This is a genomic window from Halalkalibacterium ligniniphilum (assembly GCF_000334155.1).
Classification (GTDB): domain Bacteria; phylum Bacillota; class Bacilli; order Bacillales; family Bacillaceae_D; genus Halalkalibacterium; species Halalkalibacterium ligniniphilum.
On record NZ_ANNK01000031.1, the window covers coordinates 22,037 to 47,695 of the forward strand.

Here is a 25,659-nt window from a genome sequence, read left to right on the forward strand (position 1 = left end):
ATAGAAAAGTGAATACATAGAGAGGGGACAGTGGACATCCGTGTTTAAGAAATTACTTGTTTTCTTCGTAGCTGGATGTTTTTTTATTGGGGGTCAAATAAGTGAAGCAGCAACAAGCTTTACCGATGTGTCTGGGCAATTTTGGGCCAAGTCTGAAATCGACTATCTTGCAGATGAGGCGGTTGTTCAAGGCTTTAGTGATGGGCGGTTTCGTCCAAATGATACGATTACACGCTTGCAAGCTGCAACAATGCTCGTTCGGGCGTTAAAGCTGGAAACAGAAAATCGTCCACAAGCGGAGCTCATCGATATTGGTGTTAATCATGAGGCCTACCCAATCGTGGCAACCGTTTTTGATGAAGGATTGATGACGGGAAGAAATGGTTATTTTGAACCGGGACAGCCATTAAGTCGAGCTCAAATGGCGGCGATTTTAACACGGGCGTTTGAGTTACAAGGTGAATCTGCTGTGAGCTTCCGCGATGTTCCTTCTTCCTTTTGGGCTTATAACGACATTCAAGCCTTAACGGCAAACCGAATTACGACAGGGTATGGAGATGGTCGCTTCGGACCGAATGATTCCACGAGTCGGGCGCAGTTTTCTGTTTTTTTAGCGCGTAGCTTAAATGATCGCTTCAAGCCAGAAGAGCAACCAGTGAGCAGTCGTGAAGTGACCGTTTCTGGGATCGGCCTCGGAGATACGGAGCAAAAGGTTCGGCAAATTCTTGGGATACCTGCCCGTGAGGATATAAGTGAATACGGATTTACTTGGTTAATCTATAAGAATGACTACTTGAATTATGCGCAAATTGGAATTCAGGACGGAAGGGTTGTAGGGCTGCTTACAAATGGAGAGGGGCTTCACACAAGATCAGAGGTGAGGCTAGGAACGTCACGAGAGGTGATTCGCAGCAAGTATGGCGAGCGTGTCACTGAAATTCAGAAGGGTGGAACCATTTTCCGTTACACAAACCAGGATCATCATGAGCTGTATTTCGTTGATAATAGCTATGTGACCTTTTTTTACGATTCTCATCGGCAAAATCGCTTGTCAGGGATTCAAGTCATTGATGGAAATGTTGAGCGTTCCTTTGCACGGTTTTATGGACAGCCCTCTGCAGCTTTACGGAGAAGCTTTGAAGCCCAGGTGTTTGATTTGGTGAATGCAAGCCGTGCCCATTTTGGAAAAGCTCCTTTAAAAAGTGACGACGTGGCAGCCCGTGTGGCTCGTCGTCATAGTGTGGATATGGCTGAAAATGCCTTTTTCTCACATACAAATGAACGGGGAGAAAGTCCATTTGACCGTATGGAAAACGAAGGAATGACCTTTCTGTTTGCCGGGGAAAATATTGCATACGGACAAACGAATGCCATGTTCGCTCACGAAGGATGGATGAACTCCCGAAGTGGTCACCGTGAAGCGATCCTCGGCAGTTTTACCCATCTTGGGGTAGGCGTTGGCTTTAATGCTGAGGGTGTCCCGTACTACACGCAAACCTTTTATACCCCCTAATGAAATCGACTCCCGAGCGGATGATGGATGAGGCCGTTATTAGAAGGCTTCATCCATTTTTCGTCTATTCCACTAATACTTGAATGTGCGGCTCGCTCTTGGCGCAAAAATGAAAATGAGTTCACCAGGTAACGCTGAGCAACATTCAATGAAGGAGTGTGAGCGGAAGGGCGCTTCATGATTTTACCAACTTGAACTAAAGCTCCGTCCCCCTTTTCCATGAAAAGGAAATTTGTAACATTGTTGTCATGGAGAATTTCTCTGCACAACTGAGTTGACTATTGTATAATGGAAGAGTTGAGCAAGGGTGACCAAGTGATACGTGGCGCCCTTTTCGTACATAACGAAAGAACATTGGAAAAGTAAAGGAGGCGTTTCTTCAATGAAGGTGAAAAAGGCGATAATCCCAGCAGCAGGACTAGGGACAAGATTTTTACCGGCAACGAAGGCACAGCCAAAGGAAATGCTACCAATCGTAGATAAGCCTACGATTCAGTATATTGTCGAAGAAGCGGTTGCTTCAGGAATCGAAGACATTTTAATTATTACAGGTCGAGGCAAGCGCGCGATTGAAGATCATTTTGATAAAGTGGTGGAGCTAGAGGAAGAGTTGAAGAAAAGCGGGAAAGAGGTGCTCCTTCGCTCGGTTCAACAAAGCACAGACCTTTTGGATATTCACTACATTCGTCAGAAAAAACCAGCAGGACTAGGACATGCCGTCTACTGTGCACGGAAATTTATCGGTGATGAGCCTTTTGCGGTTCTTCTTGGGGATGACATTGTAAAAAGCGATGACAAACCGTGTCTGCAGCAAATGATGGAATTATATGAGGAGCATGAAAGCCCGATTATCGGTGTTCAGGAAGTAGCCGATGAAGAAGTGGAGCGCTATGGGATTGTTGACTGTGAGCCGTACGGGAAAGGCATTCATAAAGTGAAACGTCTTGTTGAAAAGCCGAAGCGTGCTGAAGCACCGACCAATATTGCCATTATGGGCCGTTACATCTTGACGCCGGATATTTTTGATGTCCTAGCAACGACGGCTCCAGGAAAGTCGAATGAAATTCAATTGACGGATGCGCTTCAGACGTTAAGTGAGCAGCGTCAAGTCCTCGCTTATGAATTCCAAGGAACACGTTACGATGTGGGGGAGAAGCTCGGCTTTATTAAGACGACGATTGAATTTGCCCTTGATCGTGATGATTTAAAGGAAGACATGAAACACTATTTACAGGAGCTTGTGGCAGGTAAGCTTGCTGACAAGCAGTAAGGACGAAGAAAAATGAAGGTAGGAATTATTGGAAACTACGGACATAACAATAACGGCGATGAAGCGATTTTGACTGGGATTCTCCATCAATTAACGGAGCATCTCGGCGTCAAAGAGGAAGACATCGTCATCTTCAGTAATAACCCGGAAAATACGATGGAACGCTACAACATCCGTTCCGTGCCCTTGCTGCATAAGAAGGGGAACATTTTGAAGTCTGGACTCGTGACAGTGAAAGAAAGCTATCCAGTGATGAAGGAGCTGGATTTGTTGCTCATCGGTGGCGGCGGGCTTTTGATGGACATGTACAAGCGGGATGCGCCCCTTTATAGTGTCCTCGGACAAACGGGGATGAAGGCGGGCTGCCAAGTTGTTGTGTACGGTGTAGGTGCAGGTCCGATTCGCACAAAAGCTGGAGCGTTTTTTATTAAAAAGCTTGTGAACGGTGCCGCTTCTGTTTCCGTTCGGGACAAGGATTCTCAGGCCCTTCTAGAATCTCTCGGTGTCAAAACACCCGTTTCCGTCATTGGTGACCCAGCTTTTTCAGTCCCGGCGGATAAAACCCATCAGCCTTCAGAGGCGATTAAACGGATTGGGGTGACGGCGGTTCCGTATTTTAGCCAGCACTACTGGCCAACGGCTGACTTGAAGAAATACGAAGACTATGTTGGAGGGATGGCGGCACAGCTTGACCGTTTGATTGAAGAGAAAAACATCGAGCTCACCTTCTACTCAACGAAATATCCTGAGGATGTGGCGGTCACGCAGGACATTGTGGAGAAGATGGATGGAAAAGCGTGTGTAACCTTACTTGAAGATAACCTCCACCCCCGTGACATTGTGCGAGTTAGCGCCGAGCAGGATTTGATTATCGGCACGCGCCTCCACTCCTTGATTTTATCGGTTGTTGCTGAAACACCGGTCATCGGGATTGGCTACCATCATAAAGTTCTCGATTTTATGAAAGTGATCGGGATGCCGTCTCTTGGCGTTGAGATTGGTCAGGTGACACCGGAATCGAGCGCGATTGTTGATGTCTACCATGCGGTCGAGGAAAATTGGGCCTCAGTGCAAGGTGCTTACGTGAAGGTTTCCGGTAAGCTAAAGGCAGAAGCATTAAAAGGGCTAGACCAGCTTAAAATCAACTAGAAAGTGATTGGTGTGGAATTATTATGGAGAAGTACCTTTCAACAGAACGAGCGAACCGCCTGTTGCTGCTTGCAACCGTTTTGCTTGTCATCTGGACAACGATCGAATTACAATTTACACGAATTTGGGGCGATATTCTGCCAGGTCTTGTGCGCACCGGCATTTCCTATACAGGTGAAATGCTGCTGGTAGCGATGGCGTTTCTCGTTCTTATTCACCCGAAAATTGGTCGTAAGCATTTACTTGAGCGTTTGAAAAATCCGCTGAATTTCAGCTTGCTCTTGTTCTTCGGGTTTGCCCTTTTTAGCATGTTCATTAACAACGTACCGTTTGCTCAAGGGATTTTTGGTTTACGGGCGATTTTTCAATATGCGCTGTTGTTTTATATTTTATTAGCGATTGAGATTCCTGCTGGCTGGGTAAAAAAGCTGTTCCATCTTATTATTGGATTGGCGCTTTTTCAGTCGATTGTTGGCTTTTTTCAAATTGCCTTTTTGGTGCCCTTGCCGCTGCGGGATGTATCTGAGCGTCGAAGCATTGCCGTTGGGGAAGAGGTTCGTGCATTCGGTTTAATGGATTCGAGTAACACACTTGCTGGATTTCTCGTTGCCGTATTGCTTCTTGTTATCCTGTACCTCTTTGTGTTTAGGGCAGAGCTGTCAAAAAAGCAAGTGCTGATTTATAGTGTCATTTCCGTGGTGCTTCTTACAGCCATCGCATTGACGTTCTCGCGCCAAGCGTTTCTTGCGCTAATCGGCTGTATTGCGATTATCGGGATTATCAATCGGAAAAAGAAAGCCTTTCGAATCCTGATCAAAGGGTCGATTGCTCTTGTTGTCCTTTTTGTGGTTGGCTATGGACTCGCCCTCGTGTTTCTTGAAGGGTTTGCCCAGCGTAATCTCTATACCCTTGATTTAACGCGGAATTATCGCTTTCTCTTCATTTTAAGCGGCTGGGAAGTCTTTTTGCTGAATCCAATTACCGGAGTCGGTCCAGGGATGTTTGGTAGTAACGCGGCGTTCTTCTTTAACTCGCCATTCCATGTCTTTTTCCATGAGGATTTGCCGACGACGATGCGAACCGTTGATAACAACTTCCTTTATGTGATTGTAGAGTATGGCATTATCGGAGTTGCGTTGCTTGCCTATTTCCTGTTCAATGTGTTAAAGCAAATGACGTTTTTATCTGAGCGCGAAACACATACCGAGCGCTGGGTTGGCCTATTTGTCGTGACGTATGCCATTGCCTTTGTCATTATGGGCTTGCTTTCCTCTGCTTGGGAGAACCACCAAATCGCCCTCTTGCTATGGCTCTTTTTAGGAATCGGAATGAACTGGTACAAAAAGGAGAAAGCCAATGGATAAACAAATCCGTGTACTCGTCTTAAGCAACATGTACCCAGGGAAGGATAGCAAAACCTTCGGGATTTTTGTGAAAAATCAAGTGGAGGCCTTACGCGCAAAAGGTGCGGAGGTCGATGTGGTTGCGGTCCAAAATCCGAGCATGTCAAAACCTGATGTGATGAAAAAATATGCGAAGTGGGCGGCTCAGACGCTCGCTTCGTTTTTGACAAAAGGGCGCCAGTACGATGTTGTACACGCCCATTATGTGTTTCCAACAGGAATGCTTGCATTACTGTTTAAAAAAGTGTTTAAGACGCGGCTGATTGTCACTGCGCATGGTGGGGATATCAACCGGATGGCGAAGAAAAATCAACGCATCCGTCGCTGGACCGAGACCATTTTGCATGAAGCCGATCATGTCATCACGGTCGGTACGGAACTCTATGATGAAGTGCAGCGGGAATTTCATGTGCCGAAGGATCGGTTGTCGGTCATTAACATGGGTGTAAATCTAGAGGTTTTTCAACCACATGATAAAACAGAGGCCCGCAAGGTTGTCGGGATTAAGGAAGGGATGCGCCCGATCGTTTTTGTTGGCAACATCATTAAAGAAAAAGGGATTCTTGAGCTTGTTGATGCCTTTGCCGCATTAAAAAAATTAGACCCATCTCTCGCCCTCTATCTTGTCGGTAACCCGAAGCTTGCCTCGTTTTTAGAAGAGGTGAAGGAAAGGATCGCTCGCTTAGGGCTTGAGGATGTTCATCTTCAGCCAGCCGTTCCTCAGCAGGAGGTGGCGATTTGGATGTCGGCAGCCGAGGTGTTTGTCCTCCCATCCCATATGGAAGGCTTTGGCCTTGTGGCGGTGGAAGCGATGGCCTGTGGCACACCAGTGGTCGGTGCTGGAGTTGGCGGCTTAAAAACACTTCTTCGTGACGGTCATGGGATCATTGTCGAACCAGAAAATGCAGCGTCCCTTGCGGAAGGGATTGGACAAGCTCTTTATGACGAGGGTGTGCGGGAACGCCTGATCGAAGCAGGAAGGCGCCGGGCAGTGGAGAACGACCAGGAGCGTCTAACAGAGAAAGTTATTGAGATTTATGCTCCAAATGGGGAGGAACAAAAATGAAAAGCAAACAACGGAAAAAGGTGCTGTTTATTTCGTCGATTGGCGGCCATTTAACACAGCTTCTTCAGCTAAAGCCGTTATTTGAAACCTATGATTATCACATTGTCACAGAGAAGTCGAGCATTACAGAAGAGATGAAAAATGAGCACCCTGTCTCACTTCTTATCTATGGTGCGAGAAACTATCTGTTTAGCTATCTTTTTAAGTTTTCCTTTAATTGCCTGAAATCACTTTGGATCTTTTTGCGTGAGCGTCCAGACGTTGTCGTGACTACAGGGGCGCATACGGCGGTGCCGATGTGCTATATTGCTAAGCTTTTCGGTCGCAAGGTGATTTTTATTGAAAGCTTTGCGAAGACGACAACGCCAACCCTGTCAGGTCGGATGGTGTATCCGATTGCTGATCTGTTTATTGTCCAGTGGGAGTCAATGAAAAAGGTGTATCCTAAAGCCGTATATGGGGGGTCAATCTATTGATTTTTGTAGTACTTGGAACCCATGAGCTACCCTTCACTCGTCTATTAGATGAAGTGAGCCGTCTGCAGAAGGCGGGAGTAATTGATGACGAGGTCGTTGTGCAAGTAGGGAATACTCCTTATCAAAGCGACGCAATGAAGCTGATTCCATTTATGAGCTACAACGAGATGGAACGATATTTTGACGAGGCTCGTCTCATTATTACTCATGCTGGGACAGGCTCGATTATTACCGGTGTGAAAAAAGGTAAGAAGGTAATTGCAGTGGCACGTTTGCAAAAATATGGGGAGCACAATGATGACCATCAGACGGAAATCGTTGAACAATTTACGAGTACAGGTCATATTTTAGGAATAGCAAACGAAAAAGAACTCGAACAAAAAATAAAGGAAGCGGAAACCTTCGAGCCAGTTCCTTTTAAAAGCGGACGGGATCAAATTGTTAAGCTTATTCAAGATTTTATTGAAGGCTAAGTCTGTTTTCACGTCTGTGTGATGGAAAGCGAAGCGGACACAGGTTCCTTTAGCTGTGAAAAAAAGATGCGGTTGTTGGGCAGAAGTGGACTCAGGCTCCGCTATTTGCAAAAAAGACGGATCATAGCAAGTCGTATTGACGAAATAAGGGCTCCTAGGTCCGTAACCGTTAAAATAAAGAGCGTTTTTTCGCAAATAGAGGATGCCGGATCCGTTAAAACGATGAAAAACGATAGACGTTTGGTACTGACTCGACCTATGAGCGATCAGACGTTTAAAGAATACACAGCAGGGAAGTTTTTTGGCGTGAATGTGGCGGAAGGGTAGTTTTTCTAAAAGGAAGTGTTCGTGTGAAGGGGAAGACGTTACTGAAGATTATTGGGGCAGTCGCTGTGATCAATTTAGCCTCTCGATTTATTGGCTTTTTGCGAGAGGTCGTTATTGGTTATCAGTTTGGAACCTCAAGTGTTGCCGACAGTGTCATTAATGCTTATACGCTGCCGAACTTTTTTTATGTTGCCCTAGGTGGCGCGATTACGACAGCCTTTATTTCCATCTATAGCAAAATGGGAGACCCCTTGAGACGGGATGAGTTTTTAAAGACCGTGTTTACATGGCTTACGGTCGTTCTGGTTGGCTTTACGGCTTTGCTGATGGTGTTTTCAAAGCCAGTGATGGGCCTTTTGTTCAGCGGGCTTGAGGCTGAAGAGCTTGCTTTAACCTCGAATTTGTTTACGATCATGGCACCAGCGACCTTTTTCCTTGTGATTGCCATGTGGTTCACAGGAATTTTGAACGTTAATGGACGATTTTCGATGGCAACGGCATCCACCTTCGTGATGAATTTGGTGTTTGTCAGCATCGCCGTTTTGTTTTTTCCCCTTCTTGGTCCTTACGCCCACGCATATGGAGCCACTATCAGTGCCAGCGTTATGGTGCTGATGCTCGTCTACATGCTGAAAAAAGGGAAGTTCATGAATTTTGGTTTCCGTTTTAAAATCGATGGGGAATTTAAAAAAATGCTGCGTCTGGCGTTGCCAATCCTGCTTGGCGGGGCGACGCTTCAATTTTACTTTTTGATTCATCGCGTGTTTGCCTCCCAGCTTGAGGGCGGGGTGATTGCCGCACTGAACTATTCGTCGAAAATTGTACAGCTTCCCCAAAGTGTGCTAATGACAGCAGTGACGACGGTCATCTATCCACTCTTGGCGAAGAAGGTGGCAGAGCAAGACAATGAAAGCATTCAGCACCTGTACCAAAAAGGGCTGCGAATGCTTGTGCTTACCATTGTTCCAGCGACAATTTTTGCCTATTATTATGCCGAAGAGATTTTTCAGGTCGTCTTCGAGCACGGGAACTTTACAAGGGAATCTACATTACTTGCGGCACCGTTATTTCAGCTGCTTGTTCTTTCCATGTTCGCTCACTCAGCGAATCTTTATGTGACAAGGTTTTTCTATGCGAAAGAGCATTCTGTCCTGCCAGTCAGCTTAAGTGTGATTTCCGTATTTGGGATTAATGTTGGCCTGATTGTGCTGCTGATGGATCGGTTTGGAGCGATGGGGATTGCTGCGGCGACCTCCATTAGTGCGATCGTTAATTTCCTGTTACTATTAGTTGCGGCGAAATTCGTGTTAAAATTAAAATTGGTTGGTGCAAATACGAAACGAACCGTGGCGAAATTTGTCATTTTGTTTGCCGCTCTTATCGGCGTGCAGATCGGAATTGAAGCATGGTTTCCGGCTGATATGGCATTACTAAAATTAATCGTTGCCCTCATTGTTACGGGTCTGGTGTTCATCGGACTTCTGGCGGGCTTACGTTTTTCTGAAATGGAAGACATTCGAAAGAAGCTAACGAAAAGGATTGTGAAAAGAGGATGAAATTAGCCGTTATTGGTACTGGATATGTAGGACTTGTCTCAGGTACGTGCTTTGCCGAGCTTGGAAATGATGTCATTTGTGTCGATAAGCTCGTTGAAAAAGTAGATATGCTGAAAAAGGGAGAAATCCCGATTTATGAGCCAGGCTTAAAGGAGCTTGTGATCAAAAATCAGGAAGAAGGACGTCTCGCTTTTACGACGGATCTAAAAGGGGCTGTGCAAGCAGCAGATCTCATTTTGATCGCCGTTGGAACGCCTGAATCGGAAACTGGGGCAGCCAATATGTCCTTTGTTTACGGTGTGGCAGAGGAAATTGGCGATGCGATCGGTGAGAGTTATAAAATCGTCGTGAATAAATCAACGGTTCCTGTTGGGACTGCTGAAAAAGTGGAAGCGATCATAAAAGAACGAAACGAAAAGGCAAACGTCGATGTGTGCTCGGTGCCGGAATTTTTACGTGAAGGCTCTGCCGTCAAAGACACCTTTAACCCTGATCGGATTGTGATCGGAACATCGTCTAAAAAAGCAGAAAAGGCGCTTGTGGAGCTTCATAAGCCATTGACGGAGCAAATTCTTGTGACAGATGTTCGCAGCTCGGAAATGATCAAGTATGCATCGAATGCCTTTTTAGCGACAAAAATTTCCTTCATTAATGAAATCGCAAATATTTGTGATGCATACGGGGCAGATGTAAATGCAGTGGCAAAAGGGATGGGTCTTGATACGCGGATCGGTCCAAAATTTTTAAATGCTGGACTTGGCTATGGCGGTTCCTGCTTCCCGAAAGACACGAAGGCACTCATTCATCTTGCTGAAGAAAAGGGCTACACACCCCAGCTTCTTCATGCCGTTAAAGATGTGAACAGCCGTCAGGGGCTACGTGTCGTTGAGCATGTGGAGCGAATTTTTGGAGATGACGTAAAGGGTCTTCGGGCGGCGATGCTTGGTCTTTCCTTTAAGCCGAATACGGATGATATGCGCGAGGCGCCTTCCTTAGTAATTGCTGAGCGCTTGCTGGGAATGGGTATGACGGTGAAGGCATATGACCCGATTGCCATGAACAATGCGAAAAAAATAATCGGTGCTAAAATTGAGTATGGTACAAGTGTTGAAGATACGATTCGTGATGCAGATGTGCTGCTCCTTGTGACCGAGTGGGATGAATTTGTCCAAATTGATCCAAATGATCTAAAAAAATGGTTAAGACGTCCTGTTGTCATTGATGGACGAAATGTGTATGATCCTAAGCAGATGAGAGAAATTGGAATGATTTATCACGGAATTGGTCGCTCGTAAAGGAGCGGGTTGATTAAAGAGGGTGAGAAGCATGAAACGGTTAAAATCACAATTATCATTTGTTGCGCTAGGGCTAGGGGTACTTTTACTCTCTGCTTGCTCAACGGATGCCGATGCATCCAATGTGACGGAAATTGCAAGTGATGATTATGTTGACAAAGAGCTACGAACGGTTCAACAAAAGGCAGCATCTGTTGAAGCGAGAGCTGAAAAGCTTGAACAAGAGGTGCAAGCGCTTCTTGGGGGAGATCGTAAGCCATCGCCTGCACCTGGAGTGTTTACAGATGTAAGGGCAGACTTTTATGCCCATGACGAGATTGTTTTTTTAAGTGACCGAGGTGTCATTCGTGGCTACCCTGATGGAAGCTTCAAGCCAAATCAAACGATCACACGTGCACAAACGGCGAGCATGCTCGTGCGTGAGCTTGGACTAGATGTCCCGGATGATTATGAGTTGAAAGCAACCGATGTTTCAGCAAATCATCCAAATTACAATGATTTGCGTCGGGTGGAGTATCACGGAATTATGTCTGGAAATAACGGGGAGATGTCGCCAGGGGCTGGATTAAGACGTTCTCAGATGGCAATTATTTTAGCGAAAGCCTTTAAGTTAGCGCCACCAAGCGAGCAATATTCCTTTACCGATATTGGACCAGACTATCCGAACTTTGAGCAAATCAATACGATTGCACATTACGGGATTACAACCGAGGTAGGCAAAGCATTCCGACCAAATGAAACAACAAACCGTGCCCAGTTTTCACTCTTTTTAACCCGGGCGATTAACTTAAATCATTAAGAAAAAACGACCACTCCAAAATCGCGGAGTGGTCGTTTATTTTTTAGGCTAAGCGTATAAATTTTTAACAACGGAGTTCGAGGTCGTTAAAAATTTAAAGGGCTAAGTATAGCTGCAACGAAGGATTTCGCTATGGAGGACTTGGTGAAAAGCCAAGTTTTGTTTGTCTTTCAGGGAGTTGGAGAGCTAGTCGTTTTTGAAGTGGGCTCAGTGTTCCTTTATATGTGAAAAAATACGCTTGTATGGTAGAAGTGGACTAAGATTCCGCTATTTGCAGATAATATGGATAATTGACAGGAGTATTGACTAAATGAGTGCTACTGAGTTCGAATGGCTGAAAATAAGGGAGTTTTTTCGCAAATAGAGGATTACATGTCCGTTAAAAAAGTAAATTTCAAAAGAAAATCTCACATGGGGCATTCAACTTACCTATCTCCATTTTCTATGACATTGGTTCTACAAGTATGAGGAGAGTTTGAATGGACTGTGGTTCCGTTATTTAGGTAGTTGTTTTCTAATGATTTATCGAGGATAACGAACTCAGTGTCCTTAAATTTAAATAAAGCTTTATGGCAGGGTGAGAGAGGTTGCTGTTTAGGGGGTAAGAAAAACTAGAAACTCCCGCCGAACTGCTTTCTTCGATGATTGCTAAAGCAGATATGGTAGCTCGTGCTCTCTTTTGAGGGTATCTGGCGGGAGTGAAAATCACCCGAAAAATTGAGCTATGCCGCCCTTTCATAAAGAAAGGTGTAAAACCAAGGTTTTGTTTTTCTTGATTAAGCTTTATGGCAGGGTGAGAGAGGGTGTTGTTTAGGGGGGTAAGAAAAACTAGAAACTCCCGCCGAACTGCTTTCTTCGATGATTGCTAAAGCAGATATGGTAGCTCGTGCTCTCTTTTGAGGGTATCTGGCGGGAGTGAAAATCACCCGAAAAATTGAGCTATGCCGCCCTTTCATAAAGAAAGGTGTAAAACCAAGGTTTTGTTTTTCTTGATTAAGCTTTATGGCAGGGTGAGAGAGGGTGTTGTTTAGGGGGGTAAGAAAAACTAGAAACTCCCGCCGAACTGCTTTCTTCGATGATTGCTAAAGCAGATATGGTAGCTCGTGCTCTCTTTTGAGGGTATCTGGCGGGAGTGAAAATCACCCGAAAAATTGAGCTATGCCGCCCTTTCATAAAGAAAGGTGTAAAACCAAGGTTTTGTTTTTCTTGATTAAGCTTTATGGCAGGGTGAGAGAGGGTGTTGTTTAGGGGGGTAAGAAAAACTAGAAACTCCCGCCGAACTGCTTTCTTCGATGATTGCTAAAGCAGATATGGTAGCTCGTGCTCTCTTTTGAGGGTATCTGGCGGGAGTTAAGTTTTTCTAAATTTCTACAATCTTCCTAAGGTGATGCCGGTGTAGTAGTGCTTGAGGATTTGTTCGTAGGTGTGACCGGCTTCTGCCATTCCTCTTGCGCCCCATTGGCTCATGCCTAGGCGGTGGCCCCATCCGCTACCTTCAAAGGTATAGGTGGAAGGGGAGGTTGGCAGCTGTTGCGTTGTGTTGGCTGTGCGAACAATCAACTGCTGGGTGTTCACTCTTTCAGTGGAGCCATTTCCGAGCATGACTTGGTTCCCGTATGTGTAATTCACCGTTTGGGTTGAGCCGTTCGCTGTTTTCACTCGGACCGACGTATCTTCCTTCTTTACTGAGAAGTTAATGCTGTTTAACGACGGGCTGGTTCCGAAAGCTCCACGAAGTCGGTCAGCAGTTTCCCCGGCACGCGGCAGCGTCGTTGTTACGATTTGACCCGTTGAGCGGTTGATTCCTGTCGCTTCGACACGCTGAACACTGTTTGCTGCTGTACGACTGGTTACTCTCAAATCAACAAGCTGAATGCCGCTTCCAAAAACAGCTCGCTCCACATCGCTTCGAGACGCCACATTTGTCCATGCGTTGTTTCGGTTTTGTGGATGACGGTCATATGGGTCTGGCACAGCGCGGATGTAGGAAAGAGGATTTAACCAAACGTTTTCACTGTTTTCGGTATGGCCGCCAGAGCTTGAATGGAAATACGCATCAATCGGTCTCCCGTTTGCGAGGGCATAAATCCCTCGTGTTGCACGGACCGCTGAAGTTGAATTCGCATGCTCTCCTGTTTTCCCTCCGTACACTTGATCTAAGGTTGTCCCGGTAATTGGGTTCCCTGATCGAGAGCGATTGTACGCAAAATTCCGTGCGGCAATTGCTTGTGCCTTCAGTGCTTCCTGATGCCAGCTTGCTGGCATTTCCCGAGGAACAACCCCAAGAAGGTAATCCTCAATGTCTAATTCATTAATAAGGGTTAAACGGCTGCTGCCAGGCTGGATTTTTAACGAGCCGCGATAGTCACGGACGCCAAAAGAGCCTGAATGCTGAACGGATGTAATCGTTGTGTACGCTTCCTGAGAAGAAGCTTGCTCAATTAGCTCAAAACCACGGTTTGACGTAAAATCACGTCCGTTGACACGAACCGTCACTTGATTCGGAGTATGACGGAATTGAAGTTCGCCTGAATATGAAACTTCCTTGTTGTTGTCGACGTTTAATAGCTTGTAAGGTCCTGTTGTTGTGACATTAAAATTAATAGAGGGAACAAGGCTCACTCGAATCGGTGTTTCATATTTTGCAGGATTGTTGGCAAAGGCTTGTCCGCCTGTTGTGAAAATCACCATAAGGGGTAACAGCATGAGTAAAAAGAGTACTTTCTTGATCATAAGTGTTGGCTCCTCATGATTGTTCCAATTCTTTCTTTAGTTGTTCGACTTGTTTTTCTAGCTCATTCACACGGTTTTCAAGCGTATCGACACGATCTTTAATCGGTTTCACTTGGTTCATGACCCATTCAACACTTGCGAGAACTGGTTGAGAGTTTGCAAGAGTAGATGAGGCAAAGGATACTGTTCCGATCGCGAGTGTCACAATCAAACTAGCGATGAGAATACGTTTCTTCATATATTATGAACCTCCTAATTAATGCTAGTTTGATTATAGCAGATGTGGGTAAATTGCATAGTACCTATAGCTAGAAACGAGAAATTCGACCTAGATTTTACAAAAAATGATCGATCCTGATGGAGAAAGATGAGAGTAGATTGTGTGAAATTATGAATTGTTTCCAAAACAGAAAAATAATTTGAACGAGGGAATCCGCTTTGTGGTATAATCCACTGTGTACGTTTAGACAATCTTATGGAGCGATTTTTAAAAAGATGTCGAATTTTTGTCATGGGCACACGACTGCTTGGTTTGCTCAAAGGAGAGTACATAACCCCTTAGCGATTGAGTGAAAGTGAGTCGGAAACGGAAATAAGAAATCACGAAAAGAGAAATAAAACGGATGATTTATGGAGAAGGTATGAATAAGGAGGGTCAACATGATCGGGTTGACGTTATTGATCTGCTTTATCGTCGCAGTTTTAGTCACACCACTTGTTAAAAAATTAGCCATTAAAATTGGTGCTGTTGATAAACCGAACCAACGAAAGGTTCATCAAAAGCTAATGCCACGTCTTGGTGGGTTGGCGATTTACATTGCATTTTTAGTTGGATTTATGGTTTTGCAGCCTCAAAGCCCATATATGGTGCCAATTCTTATTGGAAGCTTCATCATTATTTTAACCGGCTTTTTAGATGATATGCTGGAGTTATCGGCAAAGGTGAAGCTCCTTGGTCAGATTGCTGCAGCGAGTGTGGTTGTTTTTGGCGGGGTCCAAGTTGAATTTATTAACTTGCCGTTTGACGGTCGCCTTGAGCTTGGCTGGTTCTCCATTCCTTTAACCTTGTTATGGATTATTGGAATCACGAATGCAATTAATTTGATTGATGGCTTAGATGGGCTGGCGGCTGGTGTGTCGTCGATTGTCTTAATTACCATCTCGACCCTTGCGATCCTTGATGGAAACGTTTTTGTGGCAGGACTTGGTGCGATTTTAATTGGAAGTACACTCGGATTTTTAGTGTTTAACTTTAATCCAGCGAAAATTTTTATGGGTGATACGGGGGCTTTGTTTTTAGGGTTTATGATTTCTGTTGTCTCCCTGTTAGGGTTTAAAAACGTTACCGTGTTCTCGTTAATCATTCCTGTTATCATTTTGGCAGTGCCAATTTCAGATACATTTTTTGCGATTATTCGTCGGATTGTGAACAAACAGCCGTTATCAGCACCTGATAAATCCCATTTGCATCACTGTTTGCTGCGTTTAGGATTCTCTCATCGTAATACGGTTCTCATGATTTACGCGATGAGTGCATTTTTCGGCTTGGCTGCAATTATGCTGACGATGTCCACATTATGGATGGCTCTTTTGATTATGGTCTTGACGCTTGTTGTGCTTGAGCTAATCGCAGAACGGGTCGGACTTGTGAGCGCAACGTATCGACCGATGATTAAGTTTTTCCGTCGTTTGGCCAACGTCAAACGCCCGTCTTAAAAAAGCAAAGTCTGCTTCCGCCTAAAAGGGGAGCAGGCTTTTTTTTTAGCGAATATTTTTCCTGAGCGTATCAAAACGAGGCAAGGCAAAAGTGTAGTTTTTCGAAAGTCACGTTATCGCCATAGTGTTGGAAGACGTGAAAACTTTGATTTATCAACGCTTGTTAGGATATGGATGTAAATGAAAGGAATTGCTTAAATTCATGAGATGAGGCATGATGATAGCCGTTTTCATGATGAATGTTTTCGTTTTCATGAGCTGTTATGCCTTTTGAAAAAATTTGGCTACCAATGGATAATGAAGGTAATTCATGAAGAAAGAAGGCAATAAAATGAAACGGTTCTTTTCTAAAGTATTTGACGCGGTGACGAAGGCTCAGGAACAACGTGCAAAAGAAATGATTAAACACCGTAATTTCTACTATTAATATAAATACCCTCTTACGCCATTGGTAGCGTAGGAGGGTATTTTTTTACATGTTAAGAAGAGGCTGATTGCTCAGCCTCATTGGTTGCTTTTAATAGGTTGTGTTAGTGTCCGTTCCATCGTCTGCCTCAGAGGCGGCATCAGTTGTTCCAAGCTTAGACTCAGATGCTTCTTCAAGACCGAGATGAACGCGTAGGGCATGTGTGACTTCAGCTAGAGACGCTTCATCTAATTGGACATAGGACACGCCATTGATTGATGTTGGACTAGATTCAATATTAATCGTATTGACTTCATTCAACGATCTTCCGTAAGAATGAAGGGCTACCATATTTCCAAAGCTTAGGTTAGTTGTCATGTGTGTTCCGACACTTTCTAAGACATCATCATAGGATGTGATCGAAGAAATGGAAGATCCTTTTTCGATTATCGCTTTAATGACCTGCTGCTGACGATGTCCGCGACCGATGTCACCAAGTGGATCAGCTTTCCGCATTCTAACGAACGCAAGGGCTTCTTCACCATTTAACGTATGTGTTCCTTCTTGAAGCGTGATGGCACCTTGATTCCCGCTACTATCTTGCTCAGAGAATGTTTTTGGAACGTCTACTTCAACACCGCCAAGGGCATCGATGATTTCCACAAACGCATCAAAATTTAATTTGACATAGTAATCAATCGGAATGTCTAACAGCTCTTCCACGGTAGAAACAGAAAGGTCTAACCCACCGTATGCATGGGCATGGTTAATCTTGTCAGGATTCGTTCGACCAGGAATGTTGACAAGGGAATCTCGTGGAATACTTAAAATGTTCACACTCGTATCTTCTTTATTAAAAGTAGCGACAAGAATAGCATCAGTTCGTCCACTTAAATTGCCGTCTCGGTCATCGACCCCAAGAAATAGAATGGAGATGTTATCCTTGCTCGGATTGACTTGTTCCTCACGTTTTTCGGACATATCACCACGGGCTAGTTCCTGCTGAGCACCTGAAGTTACATTGGCTAATTTGTAAATAAAGTAGCCTGCTGCACCTCCAAATGCAATGAAGGAAACAATGCCGACGACTAAGAAAGCGCGAAGGATTCGTCGCAACCTACTTTTGCGTCGTTGCACCCTAGAGTTTGTCATGTTTATTCCTCACTTCTATAATAAAATCTGTTTTACCTTCAAAGCTAAAACCTGTTCTCGTTCGGTGTTCGAATAAACATTTCGAGCACAGCAGCCTTGCTATATGTCTTGTAAGCTACTAGCAATTAAACGTTGCTAAGCAGTTAAGAACATATAAACGAATCTAATACAACTGTTATTCTTGCAAGTTCGGTTTGCTATATCGTATTCCGTGATAGAGTTTTATGCAGAATTATCTCGATTCTACATGTATATTATCGTAAATGATTTCGCAGAAGAAATAAAGCTAAAAATATTCATAGATTGTAAGAGATTGTGAAAAGAAGGGTCAGAGCAGAAGGGGTCAGGGCAAAAGGGGTCAGAGCAGAAGTGGTCAGGACAATAATGAATAATCTTGCAATTTCGAAAATTATAGATTATAATGACGGTGATTACGAAAATTTAAGGAAAAACAGTTAATAATATGAATTTCGTAATAGGATATTAGTCTAGGTAAAAAATTCGTAAAGTGAGTAGGTATGATTATGAAGCTAGATGAAATCGATGTTCAAATTTTAAAAATGCTCCAGGATAATGGCAAACGCTCTTATACAGATATAGCACAGCAGCTTGACGTCAGTGAAGGAACAGTGCGGTCGCGGATTAACCGATTGCTTAAGGAGGGTGTTTTTGAATTCATCATTCATATGGATCCCAATAAAATTGGGTTGAATGTGCAAGTGATTATTGGCATTAAAACAAAGCTTGGACATCAAGAAGCGATAGCTGCCCACTTAAATGACTACCCAGAGGTCCGGTTTGTTGGGGCATTCTCAGGCCATCACGACTTAATTTTGCAGGCGTATTTTAAAAACAATGAGGATTTGGTTAATTTTTTAAATAAAGAGTTAGCGAAGTTAGAGGGAATTGTGGCAGCAGATGTTAGCATTGAGCTGAAGCAGTATAAGGACTCTTTCTCTTACATGATTCAAGAGCAGGATTAAAATTTTCTGAATATATCATTAATTAAAATTATAACAGTTTCTCGACACAGATGTAAATAAATGATGGCACAAAAAAGAAAGGCAGAATCTTAGCCATTACATGAATGAGGTGTACAGATTGGTAAAAAAGAAACCAATATTAGAAGTTAATCATTTGAAAACCTATTTTTATAAAAAAAAGAAAGAGCTTCCAGTTGTCGACGATGTTTCGTTTCACGTAAATGAAGGGGAAACACTCGCCATTGTCGGTGAGTCAGGGTCTGGTAAGAGTATGACAACCTTGTCCATTATGCGGCTCGTTCCTTCCCCAGGGGGAAAAATCGTCGGGGGAGAGATCCTTTTTGCTGGTGAGGATTTATTAAAACAAAAGGAAGAGCGAATGTTCAAAGTAAGAGGCAACGACATTGGTATGATTTTCCAGGAACCGATGTCATCCTTGAACCCCGTCCTAACGATCGGTGAACAGCTGATGGAGACACTTATCTATCATAAGAAAATCTCAAAGCGTGAAGCGTACAATCGTGCAAAAGAGATGTTAGAGCTTGTTGGATTTTCCCGTGTGGATGAAATTTTACGAGATTATCCCCATCGGTTATCAGGTGGGATGCGCCAACGGGTCATGATTGCCATGGCAATGAGCTGTGATCCGAAGCTTTTGATTGCGGACGAGCCAACGACAGCTTTAGATGTAACGGTGCAAGCGCAAATTCTCGATCTAATGAAAGGGTTAAGTGAAAAATTTAACTCTGCCATAATTTTAATTACTCATGATCTCGGCGTTGTTGCAGAATTGGCGGACCGAGTTGTCGTCATGTATGCGGGTCAAATTGTTGAAGAAGCAAAAATTGTGCCTTTGTTTGATAAGCCGTTTCACCCTTATACAGTTGGTTTAATGGAGTCGGTTCCAAACATTGATGAGGACAAAGAACGTCTTGCATCGATCGCAGGAAATGTTCCAACACCAGACCAATTTCCAAAAGGGTGTCGCTTTGTCACACGCTGCCAGCATGCCTATGAAAAATGTGTGACGGAACAGCCGGAATTAATGGAAATCGAAACAGGTCGCAAGGTGAGATGCTTCTTGTATGAGAAAGGAGTTCGTTACGATGAGTCTGCAGCAGCAAGAACAGAATGAAGAAGCTGTAAGAAAAGAACAAGACGGGATGCTACTGGGTGTTAAAGGACTAAAGAAGTACTTTCCGATTAAAAAAGGATTGCTTCGTAAAACCATTGGACAAGTTCGAGCGGTTGATGATGTGAGCTTTTTTATAAAAAAAGGTGAAACGTTTGGTCTTGTTGGAGAATCTGGTTGTGGGAAATCGACGACCGGCCGAACGATTATGCGGCTTTATGAGCCAACGGAAGGGACGATTCTTTTTAATGGAGAGGACTTATCGACAAAAACTGAACGTGAAATGCTCCCATTCCGTCGAGATATTCAAATGGTATTCCAAGACCCTTACTCCTCATTGAATCCAAGAAAAACAGTTGAGTCGATTTTAAAAGAACCACTTAGTTTGCATAATACCCACCCCCGTAATGAACGGCAAGGCTATATTGAGAGCTTGATGGAGCGTGTAGGCCTTAACCCAAGCTATGTTAATCGTTATCCCCATGAATTTTCAGGGGGACAGCGGCAGCGAATTGGGATTGCTCGGGCACTCGCGCTAAATCCGAAATTAATTATTGGCGATGAGCCTGTTTCTGCTCTCGATGTTTCGGTTCAATCACAAGTGTTGAATTTAATGAAAGATTTACAGGATGAATTCGAGCTAACCTATTTATTTATTGCCCATGATCTTGGTGTTGTAAAGCATATCTCTGACCGAATCGGTGTCATGTACCTTGGGAAGATGATGGAGGTGGCTAGCGAAAAAAATCTATATCGCAATCCCCTACATCCTTATACCCAAGCCTTGTTATCTGCTGTTCCCCGCTCCCATCCATCGGAAATCAAACGAGAACGAATCATTTTAAAAGGAGAAATTCCAAATCCTGCAAGTCCACCGGCGGGTTGTGTGTTTCACACACGTTGTCCACAAGCAATGGAGGAATGCAAAGGAAAGGTCCCTTCATTTAAAGAGGTGAAGAATGATCATTTTGTCGCTTGCCATCTTTACGAATAAAGCGTTTTTCTAAAAGGATTGAAACATCCTAAAGCTTTACTTAAAAAAGGAGGTGTTGCGTAAGGAGAGACAAGAGGGAAAGCCAATCGTTACGATGCTATTGACATGTGGTGAACAAAAATTGAAGGGGGACATTTCATGTCTAAGAAAAGGCTTTTGATGCTGTTTGGTCTAGTTATGGCACTGTTGCTTGTAGTTACAGCGTGCTCTGGAGGAGACGAACAAGCAACGACAGATCCGGATGGGGAAACAGAAGAGCCGACAGGTGAAGGAGATGGAGAGGCTACAGGTGAGCCGCAGCAAGGTGGAAGCATTGTGATGGGAACACCTGGTGAGCCTGTTACCTTTAATGAGCTATATTATCAGGATTCTGCAAGTCATGATGTGATTCAAATGCTTCATGTTTCGTTAATGCAGACAGATGAAAATTTAGAGATCCAGCCTTATGCTGCTGTTGATCACCCAGAGGTTTCTGAGGATGGTTTAGAGTGGACGTACACAATTCATGAGGGAATGACGTTTCACGATGGTGAGCCTGTCACAGCGGAGGATGTAGCTTTTACGTATAATATTTTAATTGATCCAGATTATACGGGACCTCGTGCAGGAGACTTTGAAACATTAGAAAGCGTTGAGGTCATTGATGAGCATACGGTGCTATTCACATTGAACGAAGTAGATGCAAGCTTTGAAGCACGTCACTCATACAACATTCTTCCCCAACATATTTTAGGAGACATTCCCGTTGCAGATTTGGAAGAGTACCGTGAGTATAATTTAGACGCACCAATTGGGGCTGGTCCATTTAAATTTGTAGAATATGTGGACGGTCAGTATTTGACGGTTGAAGCGTTTGATGACTTTTTTCTTGGACGCCCTAATTTAGACAGCATTACGTTCCGTTATGCTGCCGACCAAAATGCCGTTTTACTTCTATTTGAAACAGGAGAAATTGACCACATGGTGTTACCTGCAACAGAGTATGCTACGGCTGAAACGTATGATCATGGTCGAATTTCTTCTGAATTAGAGCTTCGTTATGACTATATTGGTTGGAATAATGACCGTCCTTTATTTCAGGACCCGCGGGTACGTCAGGCTTTAACAATGGCCATCGATCGTCAGCTTATTGTAGATGAAATTATGGGCGGACGCGCAGAAGTCGCTCATACACCGGCTAGTCCGTTAAGCTGGGCTTATACGGATGAGGTAACGAAGTTTGACTATGATCCAGCAGCTGCACAGGAGCTTCTAATGGAAGCAGGTTGGGAGCCAGGTTCAGATGGAATTTTAGAAAAAGATGGCGAGCGTTTTTCCTTTGAGCTTCTTTCTAATGATGGAAATGTCATTCGCCGTGACATTGGTGTGATCGTTCAACAAATGCTTGGGGAAATCGGGATCGAAGTGGAGCCTCGGCAAATGGAGTGGGGTGCGTACTTAGATCGAGTGAACACGCCTAACAAAGACTTTGACGCAACGATTGCAGCTTGGGGACTGGCAACAGATCCAGATCCATCAGCGCTTTGGCATTCTCGAGAAAGTGAAGCTGGTCTAAATAACATTACGTATGCCAATGACGAAGTGGACGAGTTAGCGGAGTTAAATAAAACGATTCTTGATCGTGACGAGCGCGCTGAAGTGATTGGTAACGTCTATAAAATTTTAGCTGATGAACAGCCCTATACATTTTTATTTTACCCTGAACAGCACATTCTATTAAGCAATAAATTGCAAGGCTTTACGCATCATCCGCGTCTGAATGTTTACAGACCATTTGAATGGTATGTGAATGAATAAGCATTGAAAAGGGGGGAGGGGCAATCCTTCCCTTTCCTGCTCTTGAAAATAAAGGGATTGTGAGGAATGAAATCATGACTACTTACATCATTCGCCGGGTCATTATGATGATCCCTATACTAATTGGCATTTCGATTCTCTCCTTTGCGATAACCTATTCAGCACCAGGGAACCCTGCCATGATGAACATGGACCCTAGTATTTCTCCAGAGGTTCGGGAACAACAAATTAAGCGCCTTGGGTTAGATGACCCGATTCCTGTTCAATATGTTCGGTGGATGGGGAATGTTTTACAAGGCGATTTAGGTACGTCTTATCATCGAAAAGTACCAGTTACAGATTTAATTTTAGATAGGCTTCCTAATACATTATTGTTAATGGGTGCTTCCCTTTTTCTAGCCGTGATCATAGCCATTCCGTTCGGTGTTCTATCTGCAACAAGACAATATTCTAAAATGGATTATACCGTTACATTCGGCTCGTTTGTTGGCTTAGCAACCCCGAATTTTTGGTTAGGTTTAATGTTAATTATGCTGTTCTCTGTTCAGCTCGGCTGGACGCCGGTTGGTGGTGTTGCCACAATTGGAGCCGAATTTAGCATTCTTGACCGTCTCCATCACTTACTATTACCAGCTCTTGTTTTGGCAACAGCAGATATGGCAGGTCTGACACGTTATACCCGTTCGAGCATGCTGGAGGTTATTAATCAGGATTACATACGGACAGCTCGATCGAAGGGCTTCCGGGAGCGTCGTGTCGTGTACAAACATGGCTTGCGAAACGGGCTCATTCCGGTTGTCACCATGCTCGGTTTGATGCTTCCAACCATGGTCGGTGGTTCAGCCATTGTTGAATCGGTATTCGGTTGGCCGGGAATTGGGAAAATGTTTATTGATGCTGTTTTCCAACGGGATTATCCGATTATTTTAGCAGTAACCATGTTTGGTGCAGTGTTAACGGTTGTCGGAAATTTAATCGCAGATATTATGTATGCTGTCCTCGACCCGAGGATTGAATATTAGGGAGGGATATTGATGGCTTTACACCCACAGCGTCAGAGTCAGCCAAGCAACTCTATCTCGGTCGAGGATTACCAACTAATTGGGGAGCGGCGCTCTCTTCTTTCGATGATTGTCTCTAAGTTTTTTCGAAACAAATTGGCGGTGATTGGCTTAGTGCTGTTGCTCCTCATTACTCTCGCATGCTTATTAGCACCATTTATTGCACCTCATGACCCGAACTATCAAGACTTGCGTAATCGCCTTGCCCCTCCGAGCAGCGAATTTTTGCTGGGAACGGACCATTTAGGCAGGGATTTATTTAGCCGCATGCTTTACGGTGGTCAAGTTTCCCTTTATGTTGGTTTTGCTTCCATGTTAGGGGCTGTTTTCATTGGTACCATTATTGGAGCATTAGCTGGTTATTTTGGTGGCATTGTTGACGCGGTTTTAATGCGTTTTGTCGATATTGTCGTTGCGTTTCCAAATATTTTTTTATTAATTACACTTGTTGCGATTTTGGACCCGAGCATCAACATTTTGATTTTCGTTTTTGCATTACTTAGCTGGACAACAACTGCGAGAATTGTTCGTGGAGAGTTTCTTTCATTAAAGAAGCGGGAGTTTGTTCTCGCATCAAGGACGATTGGGATGTCCAATTCGAGAATCATTTTTGGACAAATTTTACCGAATGCGGCTGGCCCAATTATTGTCGCAGCGACATTGGCTGTAGGAAATTTTATTCTTGCTGAATCAGCATTAAGTTTCTTTGGACTCGGTGTGCAACCGCCTGCGGCTACCTGGGGGAATATGCTGTCAAATGCCCAAAGTGTGACGATCTTCCGTAGCGCTTGGTGGTACCCAACCTTCCCTGGAATGCTGATTTTATTGACCGTTTTAAGCTTTAATTTTATCGGTGACGGCCTCCGAGACGCACTCGATCCAAGAGCCGTCGAGAAATAGAAAAAAAGGGGTCAGGGCAAAAATGCCCTGACCCCTTTTGCCCGCAGCAAAAATGCTCTGACCCCTCTATGCGGCTTCTTCGAGGTACTCGAGTTCGCCGGTTTTGATAGTGGCTTGACCATTGGTGAGGTTCGTCATCCAGTTGGTGAAGGCGTCGGTTTGGTCTTCAACGACATAGGTTTGCACTTCCACTTGGTCAAGATATGAAATTTCCTTAATTAAATAAGGAGATTGGCGTAGCTCATTTTCCACCTTTCCAAGCCAGTGATAATCAATTTGTGTGTGCACAACCTGCATTAAGGTCCGTTTCACGACACCAATCGCATTCAGCCCTTCGCTTGTCGCCCCCCCGTATGCGCGAATTAATCCACCTGCACCTAGCTTGATCCCACCAAAATAACGGGTGACCACGACAACCGTATCCTTCAAATTACGCTTTTTTAATACTTCCAAAATCGGAATGCCCGCCGTACCACTTGGCTCCCCGTCATCATTCGCCTTTTGAATCTCATCCTTTTCCCCAATCAAATACGCAGAGCAATTATGTGTAGCATTCCAATGCTTTTTTTTGATCGCTTCAATAAAAGCCTGAGCTTCCGCTTCTGTGGTAGCACGGGCAATTTGGGCAATGAAGCGTGATTTTTGAATCACGATTTCATGCTCTCCTGATTCTTTCACAGTATAATAGGTTGCTAGCATGAAAAGTCCCCCTTCGAATTTCATAGTTTTACAAAACACAGAAATATACGTGTAATATTGTCATGATAAGCTATGCATATTGATTATTTGCTTAATGCTAATAAATAAGATAAACCTAGACGATAAAGTAAATGTAGGCCTTTTATTGGTTCAATTGCACCATCAATCTTGGAGGTGGCCACCAATCGAAGGTGTGCCAAACAGCAATATGGTTCTGTCTGCACCCGTTTAAATGCCTAATTGTATGTAATTACCAATGAGTTGAGACGCCGTTTCATGTAAGCTAATGATAGCGAAATCCTATTCCTGACGCAAATAATCAACTTCTTCCAAGAATAAATAAAAAATTTGCATGGAAACACCGAAAGAAGGGTTTTTCACGCTTTTAACGAAGGTATATAGGTATAAAAAAGAATGGGACAAACGTCAATACAACCATATAAATTTTAAGCCGGGCCTACTTTTTCAATTAGAAAGTTGGTGATATTCTTGGCTGACACGCATATGTTGGACAAGATCATTAATCAAACCTTGGAAACGGTAGGGAAAAGCCGTGAACAGATTTTTGAAATCAGTGAGCAGTCACGACAAGAGTACAAAATGCTAGAGCAAGAATTACGTGACGTGCGGATTAAAGTTGCCACAGTCATAGAAAAGGCAGATCGAATGCAAAATCATGCTCGCTTTGCGAGGAACCGTTTGGCGGAAGTGAGTACACAATTCCAAAAATATACAAACGATGAAATTCAACGAGTGTAC

General features: G+C 43.9%; 21 protein-coding genes and 1 pseudogene. 18 read left to right on the forward strand and 4 right to left on the reverse strand.

The window, feature by feature from the left end:
* The first annotated feature begins 40 nt into the window (after nt 1-40).
* From BLT_RS22585 to BLT_RS0102365, 10 genes are all read left to right on the forward strand, one after another.
* Nucleotides 41-1,513, forward strand: coding sequence for a CAP-associated domain-containing protein (locus BLT_RS22585; protein ID WP_017726206.1), 1,473 nt, complete (start codon nt 41-43; stop codon nt 1,511-1,513).
* A 382-nt stretch (nt 1,514-1,895) separates the two neighbouring features.
* The gene (gene galU / locus BLT_RS0102320) at nt 1,896-2,783 is read left to right on the forward strand and encodes a UTP--glucose-1-phosphate uridylyltransferase GalU (RefSeq protein ID WP_017726207.1); all 888 of its coding nucleotides are present in this window, start codon (nt 1,896-1,898) and stop codon (nt 2,781-2,783) included.
* Nucleotides 2,784-2,795: 12 nt separating this feature from the next.
* On the forward strand, nt 2,796-3,932 hold the full coding sequence (locus BLT_RS0102325; RefSeq protein ID WP_017726208.1) for a polysaccharide pyruvyl transferase family protein: 1,137 nt from the start codon (nt 2,796-2,798) through the stop codon (nt 3,930-3,932).
* 23 nt (nt 3,933-3,955) lie between these two features.
* On the forward strand, nt 3,956-5,296 hold the full coding sequence (locus BLT_RS0102330) for an O-antigen ligase family protein (RefSeq protein ID WP_017726209.1): 1,341 nt from the start codon (nt 3,956-3,958) through the stop codon (nt 5,294-5,296).
* Nucleotides 5,289-6,401: a glycosyltransferase gene (locus BLT_RS0102335; protein ID WP_017726210.1), complete on the forward strand. Its 1,113-nt coding sequence runs from the start codon at nt 5,289-5,291 to the stop codon at nt 6,399-6,401. Before BLT_RS0102330 ends, BLT_RS0102335 begins: the two co-directional genes overlap by 8 nt.
* A complete protein-coding gene (pssD, locus tag BLT_RS0102340) occupies nt 6,398-6,877 on the forward strand; it encodes a PssD/Cps14F family polysaccharide biosynthesis glycosyltransferase (RefSeq protein WP_017726211.1) in 480 nt (159 codons plus the stop codon). Before BLT_RS0102335 ends, pssD begins: the two co-directional genes overlap by 4 nt.
* Nucleotides 6,874-7,350 carry a PssE/Cps14G family polysaccharide biosynthesis glycosyltransferase gene (gene pssE / locus BLT_RS0102345; RefSeq protein ID WP_017726212.1) on the forward strand — a complete coding sequence of 159 codons (477 nt, stop codon included), beginning with the start codon at nt 6,874-6,876 and terminating at the stop codon, nt 7,348-7,350. Before pssD ends, pssE begins: the two co-directional genes overlap by 4 nt.
* 350 nt (nt 7,351-7,700) lie before the next feature.
* Nucleotides 7,701-9,233, forward strand: coding sequence for a murein biosynthesis integral membrane protein MurJ (murJ, locus tag BLT_RS0102355; protein WP_017726214.1), 1,533 nt, complete (start codon nt 7,701-7,703; stop codon nt 9,231-9,233).
* On the forward strand, nt 9,230-10,528 hold the full coding sequence (locus tag BLT_RS0102360) for a UDP-glucose dehydrogenase family protein (RefSeq protein ID WP_017726215.1): 1,299 nt from the start codon (nt 9,230-9,232) through the stop codon (nt 10,526-10,528). Before murJ ends, BLT_RS0102360 begins: the two co-directional genes overlap by 4 nt.
* A 31-nt stretch (nt 10,529-10,559) precedes the next feature.
* The gene (locus BLT_RS0102365) at nt 10,560-11,327 is read left to right on the forward strand and encodes an S-layer homology domain-containing protein (protein ID WP_017726216.1); all 768 of its coding nucleotides are present in this window, start codon (nt 10,560-10,562) and stop codon (nt 11,325-11,327) included.
* A gap of 1,368 nt (nt 11,328-12,695) precedes the next feature.
* Here the strand turns inward: BLT_RS0102365 and BLT_RS0102375 are convergent.
* Both BLT_RS0102375 and BLT_RS0102380 read right to left on the reverse strand, forming a co-directional pair.
* Complete coding sequence (locus BLT_RS0102375) at nt 12,696-14,060, reverse strand: SpoIID/LytB domain-containing protein (RefSeq protein ID WP_017726217.1); 1,365 nt, start codon at nt 14,058-14,060, stop codon at nt 12,696-12,698.
* A gap of 13 nt (nt 14,061-14,073) precedes the next feature.
* Nucleotides 14,074-14,298 (reverse strand): hypothetical protein, encoded by a 225-nt coding sequence (locus tag BLT_RS0102380; RefSeq protein WP_017726218.1) that lies wholly within the window; start codon nt 14,296-14,298, stop codon nt 14,074-14,076.
* A gap of 422 nt (nt 14,299-14,720) precedes the next feature.
* On the opposite strand from BLT_RS0102380, the gene BLT_RS0102385 reads away from it, so the two are divergent.
* Nucleotides 14,721-15,776, forward strand: coding sequence for a glycosyltransferase family 4 protein (locus BLT_RS0102385; protein ID WP_017726219.1), 1,056 nt, complete (start codon nt 14,721-14,723; stop codon nt 15,774-15,776).
* Between the two features lie 517 nt (nt 15,777-16,293).
* Here BLT_RS0102385 and BLT_RS0102395 read toward each other — a convergent pair.
* Nucleotides 16,294-17,334: an LCP family protein gene (locus BLT_RS0102395; RefSeq protein ID WP_035425371.1), complete on the reverse strand. Its 1,041-nt coding sequence runs from the start codon at nt 17,332-17,334 to the stop codon at nt 16,294-16,296.
* 518 nt (nt 17,335-17,852) lie between these two features.
* On the opposite strand from BLT_RS0102395, the gene BLT_RS0102400 reads away from it, so the two are divergent.
* From BLT_RS0102400 to opp4C, 6 genes are all read left to right on the forward strand, one after another.
* Nucleotides 17,853-18,317 (forward strand): Lrp/AsnC family transcriptional regulator, encoded by a 465-nt coding sequence (locus BLT_RS0102400; protein ID WP_017726222.1) that lies wholly within the window; start codon nt 17,853-17,855, stop codon nt 18,315-18,317.
* Between the two features lie 100 nt (nt 18,318-18,417).
* Nucleotides 18,418-19,452 (forward strand): ABC transporter ATP-binding protein, encoded by a 1,035-nt coding sequence (locus tag BLT_RS0102405; protein ID WP_051045211.1) that lies wholly within the window; start codon nt 18,418-18,420, stop codon nt 19,450-19,452.
* Entirely contained in the window at nt 19,424-20,443 is a 1,020-nt protein-coding gene (locus tag BLT_RS0102410; RefSeq protein WP_017726224.1) for an ABC transporter ATP-binding protein, read from the forward strand. The genes BLT_RS0102405 and BLT_RS0102410 overlap by 29 nt, the downstream gene beginning before the upstream one ends.
* Before the next feature lie 138 nt (nt 20,444-20,581).
* Nucleotides 20,582-22,240, forward strand: a complete 1,659-nt coding sequence (locus BLT_RS0102415) for a peptide-binding protein (protein WP_017726225.1) — start codon at nt 20,582-20,584, stop codon at nt 22,238-22,240.
* 74 nt (nt 22,241-22,314) lie between these two features.
* Complete coding sequence (locus tag BLT_RS0102420; protein ID WP_017726226.1) at nt 22,315-23,262, forward strand: ABC transporter permease; 948 nt, start codon at nt 22,315-22,317, stop codon at nt 23,260-23,262.
* Between the two features lie 12 nt (nt 23,263-23,274).
* Nucleotides 23,275-24,201 carry an oligopeptide ABC transporter permease gene (gene opp4C / locus BLT_RS0102425; RefSeq protein WP_017726227.1) on the forward strand — a complete coding sequence of 309 codons (927 nt, stop codon included), beginning with the start codon at nt 23,275-23,277 and terminating at the stop codon, nt 24,199-24,201.
* A gap of 66 nt (nt 24,202-24,267) precedes the next feature.
* On the opposite strand, the gene BLT_RS0102430 is transcribed toward opp4C, so the two are convergent.
* Nucleotides 24,268-24,900, reverse strand: a complete 633-nt coding sequence (locus tag BLT_RS0102430; RefSeq protein WP_017726228.1) for a YigZ family protein — start codon at nt 24,898-24,900, stop codon at nt 24,268-24,270.
* 489 nt (nt 24,901-25,389) lie between these two features.
* On the opposite strand from BLT_RS0102430, the pseudogene BLT_RS0102435 reads away from it, so the two are divergent.
* Nucleotides 25,390-25,659, forward strand: a pseudogene (locus BLT_RS0102435) (histidine kinase); the annotation flags it as partial.